This window comes from Desulfoscipio gibsoniae DSM 7213 (assembly GCF_000233715.2).
Classification (GTDB): Bacteria; Bacillota; Desulfotomaculia; order Desulfotomaculales; family Desulfallaceae; genus Sporotomaculum; species Sporotomaculum gibsoniae.
Window position 1 is genome coordinate 3890856 of the sequence record NC_021184.1, and the last position, 11088, is coordinate 3901943.

The following is an 11088-nucleotide window of genomic DNA, read 5'->3' on the forward strand; positions in this document are numbered from 1 at the left end:
GTTGTCCTGCCTTGGCGCGCTACGCACTTTATCCTCCTTTCAGACAAATAATAAAGATCCGGTTGGGCCAAAAGGAAGCCAGTCGGATCTCTGTGTCCAGATAATGAAGGCTCCTTTCCACAATGGGAGGCCAGCCCGTTTCCAGGCGCACCATGTATAGATTCGCCGCCATAGTCTTATTGACTACAGGCGAACAGATTCGGAAAAATAAAAATGTATACGCTATTGGTCCTAACAATCCCTGCCTGAATTACAATTCTGAGTATATGTAATTTTAAGATTTATTAATCAATCAAAACAAGGGTATTATTAAATTCATGATTATTTGTTAAGTATCGCTAAGCATGTCGTCTATTACGGTAAACCATATTGCTTGATTGCTGGAAACTATAGAAAAAATCCATGAAAAGCTTGTTGTAGGTAGGTAAACCTTTTTCCCACCAGGCTTCGGAATTCTCCCACCAGGGTTCTGCCTGTTTTTTAAATAAATTTATAATATCGTCAGCCATGTATTTATATTTAAGCGGGGTATCCTTGTATACTGTAACGAAGGGATATTTTTCTTTTTGTATTATTTCCTGCCTGCGGGGGTTACATTTAAACCAGTGATAAGAATGACCCTCCTGCACTCCAAGGTAAAGCCTTTGGGGACAATGCAGGGCAATCACTTCTGACGGTTTCACAAATTCGCCGGTTTTGTATCGTACTCCCTCAGGAGGGCATTTAGCAATATTAATACAAAAAGCTTGGTCACAGCAAGAGAATTGGAACGTTACAAGGTCAATTTGCCCTGGACGTATCCGGCGGTAATTTGGGTAAGATCCTTTAAATCCGTTGTTCATTAAATAAGGCACCACCCAATCAACCATTGCTTCGGTTGTTTTCCTTTTTGCGTTTGACATTATGTAACCCACCTTTACTGAAAAAATAAAAAAGGGTAGACGGTAAGAAACACAGTCTACCCGGTCGGTGAAAACCTTAATAAGCTGTGCTCCTTTTCAAAAGGAAGGCATAATCGTTTCCAATTACACCCTATTGACCGTTCACCATATCGCTGAACTTAGGCGAGGCGGTTCGGAGCAAAAATATTTTTTATTTATATATTACTCGATGTAACATGTTAGCTGCCTCGATTTACGGAAAAAAACATAAACGCCTTTTTCTTTAATCCAATATCACCGGCATTGGCTATAAAACTATATATATCAAGGGATTCAAACTGCTTCCAATAAGCAATTTTTGCTTGTTTAAGCAATTTATTTGGGTTGCAATACCACATTTCCCTGGGGATACCGAGAATCTTGAAAGCTTTTTCCTTTGTATCTATTATTACGCTAGTATAACTATGAAACATTCTGTATAAAGCACGGAATACTAATTGCTCTCGATAGCTAACAGGCGGTTCGATATCAGCCAGAGTCCAGAGAAACATTTGCATAGCTTCCTCTTCAGTATTCTTTTGCAATAATGATTTAATAATTATTTTATTAATTATTTTTTGCCTGTGCTTATCCAACAAAAAATTTATATTTATTTCTGTTAAATCTGTTAAAGAATTACCAACCACTTAAATTCTCCTTTCCAACCGGGCAAGATTACCCTCACCATTCATTGTGGTTTAAGTCATCTGCCTCGGAAAGAAAAAGTATTAAAATAAAAAGCTTTGCCCCTGTTGTAAAAAGGGCAAAGCTTAATAATCGTCAATCGCGTACATTAGTACGCAGACAATACCATGCTCTCCTTTCCACAATGGGAGGCACAATGGTTTCCCAAAAGTACCCTTACGGCCTAGCCACCATTGCCATAGCTAAAGGTGGAAAGGCTCGGAGATTTCTTACAGTTTAACACATAACTAGTTTAAAAAAAAGGGGGGTAACCGTAAGTCTATTTAACATGAGTAAGAAAATTTTACCTATGGTGTATTTTAAATAATCCATTGTGGTGTACCTTTATAATCTCTCCATTTGAATGTAACATTATCGTCTTTAATACTTATAATACGGTTATTGGATATGGCAATCCTGTGAGTGTATCTACCAAGAAATGAATTAATTTATCAATTGCACTCCCAGATAACTAGAACTGACGTTTCACCGCCTTAAAACCAGAGGGTCAATGGCACAGCCGGTTGTCCCTCTGGTAATTACAACACTCAATTAAGTTTATGACGCAAAAACCTGTTTCCAGTTCCCCTGTGTTATTTCCTGCATTGTTTTCCCCGCATCCGGTACGAACAGGGAACAACCGAACCTATCTTTCATGAAGTTTCCGATAATTTCCTGGGCATTCGGCCCGTTTAGGAAGTCGGCCAACGCTTTAGCACCTTCAGCGTTAACGCCGGGAGACTTGGTCGGATTAACCTGAATCACGTGGTATATATTAAGCAACAGATCATCGCCTTCGACCATAACCTCGAGTTTGAGTTCATGTTTTTGGGAGAGAAATGTCGCCCGGTCAGTCAGAACATATCCTTTCTTACCGGATGCAACGGCAAGCGTCTCGGCCATTCCACTTTTTGTCTCCTGGTAATCGGTAGCGTGGGGGTCTGTATTTGCCTTTTGCCAGATCTCCTTTTCCCTTTTGTCTGTACCGGAGACGTCATTCCGGCTGATAAAGCGGCTCTTTGTTTCTACTATCTTTTTGAAGGCTTCGATTACGGAGTGCATTCCTTTGACCTTGGCCGGATCATCTATAGGTCCTACCAGGATAAAGTCATTGTGCATCAATATTCTTCTGTCGGTTCCGAACCCTTCATCCATCAACCTTTGTTCTGCTTCGGGATCATGAACAAGCAAAATGTCGGCTTTGCCCCGCCTTGCCAGTTCCATTGCCTGACCGCTGCCCACCGCCTGGACTTGGACCTTATAACCGCTCTCGGACTCGAACCTGGATAAAAGCTGGGCAAGCAGCCCGCTGTCCTGGGCACTGGTTGTTGTGGCCAGTCTGATTTCTTTCATAAGACTTACCTCCTTTCTTTTTAGTTTTGTAATTATCCATAAGTTCTTATACATCACCGTAAGACAAAAAAGAATCCCGGGCTATTGACAGCCCGGGCAGGCTTAACGCGCCGGTCCAGTATTATTTGTCATTACATAGCCTCTCTTTTCAAAGAAGCGCGTTTATATAGGCAACTGGAATGCTAAAGAAAACCTTTATCTCTCTTCCCAGTTCATACCAGGTCGGGATTTCACCGCAATACTCTAAGAAGGTCGGAGAAATGCATAGCTGGTTTATAGTATTTTGGCAAGTTAAGTAGTTACTTCGATTTTACAAAAGCAAAATTTAAGGGCACCCCGCCTTTTTCTAAGGTGGAAGTGTCCTGCAGGAGATTCTCTAAAATTTCACCAGCTGTTTTAAAACTGTATAGTTCTTCTCTGCTTCAAGGCCGGACTTCAGGGCCTCTGCAATCAACTTTTCCCCCGACGGGTCCCCGGCCTTTTGCAGTGCAGCGCCCAGCCAAAGCTGAGCGAGGGTCTTTGTCTTTTCGTCACTTGCTCTGGCGGCGATGGACAAATATTCCCGTGCCCGCTGCTCATCTTCCAGGAGCAGTGCGGACCGGCCGGCAGAAAGGGCCAGGGCCGGGGTCAGGTCAAGATCCCGCCGTGTGTCCCACAGGCTTTGCAGCCGGGTCGGCAGCATTTCCTTTTTGGTAACGGCCTCCCGGGTTACTGCCAGCACCCGGCGCAAGGTATGTACCCCGGCTTCCTCCTGGCCCCGGAGGAGCTGCTGGACCGCAATGTCCACAAGAATACTATTAAATTCTTCGCATGTTTGGATGAACCATGGTTTGAGCTTTTTGCCTTGTTCGGCCTCGGCCAGGGCTTTTTCCGGTTGGCCCCCGGTCAGATAGAGCCGGGCCAAGAAAAAACGGTTGTCGGGATTGTAGCTGTCCAGCTTTACCGCCCGGCGTGCCAGGTCAAGGCTTGCACCGGCATAGTCTTCCGCGGACTGCTTGGAATTAACACCGCTGCCGGCTGTTAATAACCGGGCCTGGAGCATGGGATACCGGGCCGACCAGCGGTCCCAGCGGGCGGCCTCTTGAATCAGTGCCAGCGCCGCCCGAGTATCTCCCTCTTGTGCAGCTTGGGCAGCGTCCTGCGCCTTTGCTGCCGCACTGTTTAAAATGAAAGTATATGCTGCCAGATGAACTGCGGCTAGGGTAAAACAAACAATCAGTGACACTGTTAGCCCTAAAGCTCTCTTTCCGTTGGAGCCTTTCATCTTGCTCAGATCCTGGGTGAATTCTTTCCTTCTAAAGAACCGCAACCCAAAACCCATCATTTTTTCCCGGTAAGCAAACAGCGCCAGCAGGGCCCAGAGGAGCAAGGACATGCTGCTGAAGGAAAGATCAAAATCAATGGCCGCATGTAATCCAAGGGCCAGGGCAGCCGTTCCCACAGTCCAGGTTTCCGAGGCTGAGGGATAAGTTTTGTGCCGGCGGTAGAGAGAAATAAAGCCGTGGCCCAGGAGCAGGAAAGGTATAGTAAACATGGCTAAGCCCAATGTACCGGCCTCAATCCAGACCTGCATAAAATGACTGTGCACCACTGTGGTTGTGTAATTAACTGACTGGTAGGCGGCATAACCGCTCTTCCAGCCACCTCCGCCCCAGCCAAACAGGGGCCGATCTTGAATCATTCTAAAAGCGTCACGATAAAATAACAGCCGGCCCTGAAAATTGCTGTCTGTTGTATTGATATGCGTGATTCTTTTTAGTTCAGGACTGACGAAGGTGCTAATATCATTAGATTTGCCTAAGTTGTTGAGGATTATTACTACCCCTGCCGCAATAACTAACAAGATACAAATTGCCCCCAGGGCAGCCTTGTTGGGTACTCTGACCTTGGTAAAGTTAGTTCCAGCATTTGCAGGCTTCTTCCGGCGGATTTTTCTGTCATTGAGTTTATTTCTATTTTTAAAATGGGTTACTTTACGAGCCTGTGTTACTCCTATGCCCCAGGCGGCGCCGGCCACCAGGCAGCCCGCCAGAGTCATGAAAAGAGCACCCCAATTGGGCTGTGACTGCTGAACCTGCGGGGATAGTGTTATTCCGCTCAGGAGCAAAGCCAATCCTAATGCTACTGCCGTAAATAAAAGATGCTTTTTCCGCTCTGTTTGCCCCAGGATAAAAACGAGCAGGATCAATGGCAGGAGCAGCCATGCACCCCTGCTTTGGGTTCCCAGCATAGACAAGTATATTATAAACCCCATTGCGGCATAGGCTCCGGCCTGAAAGGCACGAGTACCCCGTACCGCCAGGTGGGTGGTAAGCAGCACTATGGCCGTGAGGTAGGCAGCGAGGGAATTAGGGTACTGGAAGGTAGAGGCCAGGCGCCCTGAACCTGTTACCCCACCCTGTAAGGGCATGGTGCCCTGGGCCGCCAGGATACCCGCTGCGGCAATAGCTGTTCCCGAAACAGTCAGGGCGATAAGCATCCAGCGCCCAAACCCTGCTTTAGGGCGGTCGGTTTTCCACATCCCCACTGCCAGGAAAACAAGCATAAAAGTCAGCAGGTAGTCAATATGCCTCAGCCAGGCAAAAAGGGCCTCACGGGGATTGATGGCCTGCAGAAAAGAAATTCCGTATGCGGCCGCCAGGGCAGCCAGCGCCAGAAAATACGGGGATGTCACCAACTGTTGAAGCGGCGCCAGGAGTCCTGCGCCGCTAACAGCCGTATTACTGGTTTTTTGCTTATCATTTAAGGAAGGCCCGGTATTTATAATGAGTGAGTGGAGAATCAGTAAAACCGGAACCAGCAGGGTAGCAGCAGCTGCAAAATAGTGGTGAATACTCATTTCCGGCTCAAAATACAGCCCTAGAAAAAACGGAGGGAAAAATACAAGGCCAAGTGTAAAGAAAGTTAAAGCATATTTCATAAAGTTACTCATAAATCTTAACAAGTTTATCTAACCTCGCTTTCGAGAAGAAAGTTAATTTTTGATTAAAAATAAGCATAGATAATAGTTTCACCTCTAATAAAATAGCCCCTGCGTCGCTTATCGAGCGCGGTCAGGGACGCCAATTTTCGGGTTATGTCACATGTTTTTTATTGGGCGCGCTTTTTTCGTATTGGCTCTAAACATCGTTTATTTTATCAATTAAACTCTGGTCAAAAAACACAATTGAAGGTTATACTTAAGCTGCCGATTGGCCTTTGAGTCTTGATAAGAGTTTGATGAAACCCAATAATACATCGGTTGACGCAACCAATAAAGCGTCTGCATTCTCCAAAGTTTTATTTTGTGATAGTGCATGAGAAGCTTCATGAACTCGCCGGTGCGGTTCATCAATGGCCATATATTCGTTTAAATGTTTATAATTATCAATATTCCGGTCATACCATTTACCAAAAGCACATTCATGGTGACCGGCCATTTTTTCATTTTTACCCGCAGCATGAATGGCTTGCTTCAGAAAAGCTGCATGGTCCACCAACCTAGCCGCCAATATACTCACAACGGATGCAGATTCTATAACGCTAATATGAGGTTTAACAATTTCAACCAGATGATCCGAGTCATTTAACAAAACATCACCAAAGTCAACCGACTCTGTCAAATCCTGCGCCAACTTGGCCAGGTTTTCCGTGGCCACCGCTTGCTGCTGCATCGCATGGGCGATATTTTCTGATGCTTCAGCTGACTCCTCTATTTGTTGAACACTGTGGCGCGTCTTATCCGAGACAAAATTAACGTTTGTTATATATTGATTAAAAATCGTTTGCACACCGGTCACTGCTTCCACTACCATTGAAACTTCACCATTAATCTCGTCTGATATGTTTTTCACTTCGGAAACAGCGGATTTGGTTTGGCCCGCAAGTTTACGAACTTCTTCGGCAACGACGGAAAACCCCCTGCCGTTTTCCCCGGCCCTGGCAGCTTCTATGGCAGCATTTAGGGATAACAAATTTGTTTGATCAGCAATATTTGATACATTCTGGGTAATATCGTCTATATTATTAATCTTGTTTACCAAGTTTTTAGTATCATTTATCATTTTCTCCAGTGTACTCTTTACTTCAAAGGATAGATTATCCAGGTGGTCGATCTTTTTAATATTATCGAAAGCACCGTTCTTTACCTCTTGAATTGTCGCGCTAATTTGTTGCGAAGAAGCTGATACTTCTTCCGTATTGGCGGCCATTTCCTGACTTGTTGCCGCCAAATCCGAAGCTTGGCTAACAACCTGTTGAATTTTTAAAGCCGCGCGAAAAGCAATAAGCTCTGTGTGTGCCAGTGAAAAATCAGCCAAAGCTGAAATAAAGTTTATTGAATCAACATGACTTTGGTTATCATAATTATTTTTATTTCCAGAAAACAGATTGAATATTGACATATTTTATACCTCCATATGTAACTAACAAATAATTAATATCATATAATATAGTTTACAAATTATATATTAAGAAATCTTGTCCATTTTGTTAAATCATTGTTAATATTATTCATAGAAGCCCATTTAAAAATTTGGTGAGGTGAAACATGAGTAAATTTAGAGACATTATCATATGTTCCGGAGTTACATTATTCTTTACGGGTGCCATTGGATTGGCATTTAACATCTTTTCGCCGGATAGTAACGCACTGGTTTTTATAGCCGTTATATCCTTACTCACCATCGGTGCGGGGATATTCTTAAAGAGTCTGTTCGAAAGTTTATAAAAATTTTTTAGCCATAAATAGGAAATGCACCGCCGCTTGTCGAATTAGGTAGTAATCACAACAAAACCACCGAAAACCAAGCGAGGTGCATAATTTGGATAAAATCAAAAAGCCCAAAATCCGTCAAACATGGCACCGAAAGCCCGAGACCCGGGTACAGCCTGATAAAAAGAAATACCGGCGGAAAGGCCGCCGGGTTGATAAACAAGATAATAATACTGGTTAACTTTTAATTATAGTTACTCATATAATCGTCGCAATAAACGGCAATCTTACCAAAGTTGCATCCCTAATAGAATTCATTTTATAGGATAATAATTACCTTAAACCAATAAAAGGTTGTGAGTCCGTGTCAGACTCTGAACAGTGGAATAAGGTAATTCATAGCGGCAACAAATACTGGATTATCAGAGAAGGGCATTCATCGGATTATATAATCATGGCAAAACCAGCGCACTTGTTTGATAATGGTCACCCGGTTGACCATTATCATGCAATGTCCAATGAGGAAGCAATTAGCAGAGGGGTGGAACTTGCACAAAGGCATGGGCTAAAGTGATTAACACGATGCTTATCCCGCTCAAAACGCTGATGGATCAGGATATGACTGCCACAGATGAAGTCATATCCTCTTTTATTTACCCTGCTGACCCTGACATTGAAGGCTTTCTAAAGACAAGAGCTATTAAATTTGAAAATGCCTTAAAGTCTCGAACATATTTGCTTTTTGACAAAGAAGCAGCTCATAAGGGTGAATTGAGCCTCTTGGCTTATTTTACGATAGCCTTACATATTCTAATTGTTCCAGAAGGTTTTTCCGGTAATCGTGTTAAAAAACTTGATGGCTTTTCCTCTACTTTTTGCCCTACCGGGCGATGTCCCTTTCATCCCACCCCACAAGGGGGTGGGTTTTCAGGGGCGAGTTCTATAAACAGATATCCCCGGTAGATTAGGACATCTAACCGGGGATAAAAACACCATAAGTAAAATCCAAGTTAAAAACTATTTCATATTCAAGATTTAGGTTATCTTAGCTGGTTGGACTTGAGCCTTTCATACAGCTTGTTGAATTCCTCACGCAGGGCAGCTTCTTCAGGGGTTTCGGGGGCGATTTCTTCGCTTGGTGTCAGGGTGGGGTCGTTTTGTCCCTCAAAGTCCCCTGCCAAGAAGCCGTTTGCAATAATTACCCGGGGAACTGAATCTATCTTCAAGTTGTAGACCGTATCGTGATAATCCTTTTTGTATAGGGTAGCCAGTGAAGCTTGACTCCCGTCGGCCCGAACAAGGAGATCCCCGGCATTCAGGTTACGTGCAATAACAATACCTCTCTGGGTAACGACCGGGTGGGATTCGGATACCGAAAGTTCCTCTCCGGCATCGGTTTTCATGTATATCACTGCGTCTTCGTGTCCATAAATAAGTTCCTTTACCGTAAGGCTCTCTTTCTTATCGGACAGGACCTGATCCCCGGCTTTGATATCGGATATCAGCTTCTGAGAACCGTCAGCCATAGTAATTTTTGTATCCTTCCCATAACAACCCCATTTTACCGAAATCAAAGGTACTCGAACCGATGGCTTGGTGCTGGTATAGTACTGTTCTCCCGGGCCCAGAGTGGATACACTGTTGATGCAGCAACCCACAATGTTAGTATCTTCCCCATAAGTAACATCAAGATAAAAACTGCATCTTAAAGTCAGGACGGTAGATGTGCCAAGATCACTTGTATTCAGCTTGGTGTTCCAGTCCCGCGGAAAAGTAAATGACAGAGTATGGGTGGCTGCATCCCATGCAAAGAAATTCTTTATTTCTTCAGGTGAGTAATTGAAACTAATGCTGCCGTTGTCAGAAAACTCCACAAGGATATTTGTAGTTAAGGAAGTCGTAGAGTATTGGGCTTTGGTAACATTGCTGACAAATTTAATGGCCCCTTTTATCGGGATATTTACCTCAACCATATTATTACTATCCTTGCTTACATCCGGATAATAGTATTTGGTGTCTTCTCCTTCACCGGCGGTTCTGTTATAAAGAATAAGGATATTGCCGGTATATGAGGTTTTTGGGTCATCAATGGTAAAGCTTTCGACCAAAGACGAGCCTCCGAGAATTTTTATTGCAGCGTATTCTTTAAGGGCATTATGAGACAACGTGCATTTGCCATTGGCCGCCGAAGCCCTTTTTACCAAGGTGTAATCCGCATTAGAGGTGATCACGCTATCTTCTTCCCGCACCAGGTTAATGGAAGGATATTTAAGCTCTGTATTAGCACTGTCCTTAAAGGGTTTATCATAGATTTCATAACAGCTATCCAAAATAACATTATGGGTCTTGTCTGTCAAGGCTCCTGAAACGATCATAGAAATTTGCTGTTCTTTCAAATAGGAGTTCAGCCCTGTGAATACGTCTGTTTTAGGATCGTATGTCAAACCATTGATATAAAAAATATTATCAACCATACCATACCCGGGGGTACCTGAATCGGCATTGTCCGCCGCCGGTTTATTCTCTGCATGCTCCTTTTGAGTATTTAAAAAAGCTTGATAAACCAAAGGAAATTCACTCTCCAGAAGTTCCTTACCGCCGAATTTTTGAAGGAAGTATTCGGTGTGGGGCGGATAGGAAAAGTCCAGTTCCACACCGTTGCATCCCTCAGGAAAAATACTGTCTCTTTCTATGTTTTTCATTTTATACTCTCCTCTCAAAGCTGATATTTATGGATTGATATCGATAGTCCCTTTTTCTCCCGACAGCCCTAATACACCGTTGCTGCCGCTCTTTCCGCCGGCTCCAGGAGGTTTTCCGCTGCCTCCGGCCCCCCCCCGACCGCCGGCTCCGGCGTTGCCGCATGGGGCTTGTTTGCACTCACCTATGATTTGGTAGTCATTCATTTTTTGGCACTTGATGACGACTTTGCCGCCATTGCCGCCGTTACCGGAATTCCCGCCGTTGCCGCCGTCTCCACCGGCTCCGCCTGCTGAACCGTCTCCGTCACGGCCGTTACCGCCGTCTCCGCCTTTTCCGCCATCGCCGCCTCTACCGCCTACATTTAATACGTTAAGATTTCTTTTCAGCTCGCCAATTTCAATGGTAACGTCCGGGGCGTCCCCCCCGTCGCCTCCCCGTTCTCCCGCTGTTCCGGCACCGCCTGCTTCACCGTCTCTGCCTCTGGCTCCGTTTTTGCCCCTATCCCCGGTAATGATAATATCTCGTCCCCAGGGGTTAGCGTTTGCAGCTCCAAAATCGGATTCATCTCCGATCAATTGACCGATCTTAAAAGTACAGGGCAGGTGAATCTCAATGTAGCCTCCTGTATCCAGCTCTACAACGTCATACTGTGTACGGCTTTTAGAGGATTTGATTATCAAAGGTACGTCCTCCGTAACTACAATAGTAACTTTTCCATCCTTTTCTTGCATCGTC

At 44.4% G+C, this 11088-nt stretch carries 11 protein-coding genes, 1 pseudogene and 3 riboswitches; of the genes and pseudogenes, 4 read left to right on the plus strand and 8 right to left on the minus strand.

Going from position 1 to position 11088, the window contains the following annotated elements; translation table 11 throughout:
• Nucleotides 1-94: 94 nt before the first annotated feature.
• A riboswitch (molybdenum cofactor riboswitch) is annotated at nucleotides 95-217 on the minus strand.
• 121 nt (nucleotides 218-338) lie between these two features.
• From DESGI_RS23310 to DESGI_RS18330, 6 genes and pseudogenes are all read right to left on the minus strand, one after another.
• Nucleotides 339-902, minus strand: coding sequence for a DUF4304 domain-containing protein (locus DESGI_RS23310; protein ID WP_006520560.1), 564 nt, complete (start codon nucleotides 900-902; stop codon nucleotides 339-341).
• A 73-nt stretch (nucleotides 903-975) separates the two neighbouring features.
• A riboswitch (molybdenum cofactor riboswitch) is annotated at nucleotides 976-1092 on the minus strand.
• A gap of 28 nt (nucleotides 1093-1120) precedes the next feature.
• A complete protein-coding gene (locus DESGI_RS18315) occupies nucleotides 1121-1567 on the minus strand; it encodes a hypothetical protein (RefSeq protein ID WP_006520561.1) in 447 nt (148 codons plus the stop codon).
• Nucleotides 1568-1721: 154 nt separating this feature from the next.
• Nucleotides 1722-1841, minus strand: a riboswitch (molybdenum cofactor riboswitch).
• 107 nt (nucleotides 1842-1948) lie between these two features.
• Nucleotides 1949-2044, minus strand: a pseudogene (locus DESGI_RS26210) (transposase); the annotation flags it as partial.
• 118 nt (nucleotides 2045-2162) lie between these two features.
• The gene (locus DESGI_RS18320; protein ID WP_006520562.1) at nucleotides 2163-2957 is read right to left on the minus strand and encodes an ABC transporter substrate-binding protein; all 795 of its coding nucleotides are present in this window, start codon (nucleotides 2955-2957) and stop codon (nucleotides 2163-2165) included.
• A 376-nt stretch (nucleotides 2958-3333) separates the two neighbouring features.
• Complete coding sequence (locus DESGI_RS18325; RefSeq protein WP_041284980.1) at nucleotides 3334-5877, minus strand: O-antigen ligase family protein; 2544 nt, start codon at nucleotides 5875-5877, stop codon at nucleotides 3334-3336.
• 259 nt (nucleotides 5878-6136) lie between these two features.
• Nucleotides 6137-7339 carry a methyl-accepting chemotaxis protein gene (locus DESGI_RS18330; protein ID WP_006520564.1) on the minus strand — a complete coding sequence of 401 codons (1203 nt, stop codon included), beginning with the start codon at nucleotides 7337-7339 and terminating at the stop codon, nucleotides 6137-6139.
• 146 nt (nucleotides 7340-7485) lie between these two features.
• On the opposite strand from DESGI_RS18330, the gene DESGI_RS24795 reads away from it, so the two are divergent.
• The 4 genes from DESGI_RS24795 to DESGI_RS18340 all read left to right on the plus strand — a co-directional run bounded on the left by DESGI_RS24795 (nucleotide 7486) and on the right by DESGI_RS18340 (nucleotide 8613).
• On the plus strand, nucleotides 7486-7665 hold the full coding sequence (locus DESGI_RS24795; RefSeq protein WP_006520565.1) for a hypothetical protein: 180 nt from the start codon (nucleotides 7486-7488) through the stop codon (nucleotides 7663-7665).
• A 94-nt stretch (nucleotides 7666-7759) separates the two neighbouring features.
• Nucleotides 7760-7891 carry a hypothetical protein gene (locus tag DESGI_RS26215; protein WP_281168057.1) on the plus strand — a complete coding sequence of 44 codons (132 nt, stop codon included), beginning with the start codon at nucleotides 7760-7762 and terminating at the stop codon, nucleotides 7889-7891.
• A gap of 123 nt (nucleotides 7892-8014) precedes the next feature.
• Nucleotides 8015-8224: a hypothetical protein gene (locus tag DESGI_RS18335; protein ID WP_041284981.1), complete on the plus strand. Its 210-nt coding sequence runs from the start codon at nucleotides 8015-8017 to the stop codon at nucleotides 8222-8224.
• On the plus strand, nucleotides 8221-8613 hold the full coding sequence (locus DESGI_RS18340) for a hypothetical protein (RefSeq protein ID WP_006520566.1): 393 nt from the start codon (nucleotides 8221-8223) through the stop codon (nucleotides 8611-8613). The genes DESGI_RS18335 and DESGI_RS18340 overlap by 4 nt, the downstream gene beginning before the upstream one ends.
• Nucleotides 8614-8690: 77 nt before the next feature.
• Here DESGI_RS18340 and DESGI_RS18345 read toward each other — a convergent pair whose 3' ends face one another.
• Together DESGI_RS18345 and DESGI_RS23315 are read right to left on the minus strand one after the other, a co-directional pair.
• A complete protein-coding gene (locus DESGI_RS18345) occupies nucleotides 8691-10352 on the minus strand; it encodes a Hint domain-containing protein (protein ID WP_006520567.1) in 1662 nt (553 codons plus the stop codon).
• A gap of 27 nt (nucleotides 10353-10379) precedes the next feature.
• Nucleotides 10380-11084: a hypothetical protein gene (locus DESGI_RS23315; protein ID WP_006520568.1), complete on the minus strand. Its 705-nt coding sequence runs from the start codon at nucleotides 11082-11084 to the stop codon at nucleotides 10380-10382.
• Nucleotides 11085-11088 lie beyond the last annotated feature (4 nt).